The 418-nt window shown below is 46.4% G+C and carries 1 protein-coding gene and 1 pseudogene; both read left to right on the forward strand.

From position 1 onward, the window contains the following. A pseudogene (locus BTA35_RS17810) lies at window positions 1-78 on the forward strand (3-hydroxyacyl-[acyl-carrier-protein] dehydratase FabA); the annotation flags it as partial. Between the two features lie 16 nt (window positions 79-94). Beyond that, window positions 95-418: beta-ketoacyl synthase N-terminal-like domain-containing protein (locus BTA35_RS17095; RefSeq protein WP_274378445.1), on the forward strand; the 324-nt coding region annotated here is incomplete at its 3' end.

A 418-nucleotide genomic window follows, 5' to 3' on the forward strand; every position in this document is an offset into this window, starting at 1 on the left:
GTTTCTGTTGATGGTCGTGAAATCTATACCGCAAAAGATCTGCGTGTAGGTTTGTTTACTTCAACAGATAACTTCTAAGTTCTGAGGGCATAGCATGAGACGTGTAGTTGTAACCGGTATGGGTATCGTGTCCTGTCTGGGCAATGATGTGAGCACTGTGCTTGAGTCTTTGCGTTTAGGTCGCTCTGGCATCAAGTTTAACGAAGAGTATCGTGACCGTGGTTTTCGCAGTCATGTGTCTGGCTCAGTTAACATCGACCTTGATGAACTGATTGACCGTAAATTAAAGCGTTTTATGGGTGATGCTGCCGGTTACGCTTATCTGTCTATGCAGCAAGCGGTTGCAGATTCAGGCTTAGCTGAAGACCAAGTGTCGAATGTGCGTACAGGTTTGATTGCGGGTTCTGGTGGTGCATCC

The organism is Oceanospirillum linum (assembly GCF_001995095.2).
Lineage (GTDB): Bacteria > Pseudomonadota > Gammaproteobacteria > Pseudomonadales > Halomonadaceae > Oceanospirillum > Oceanospirillum linum.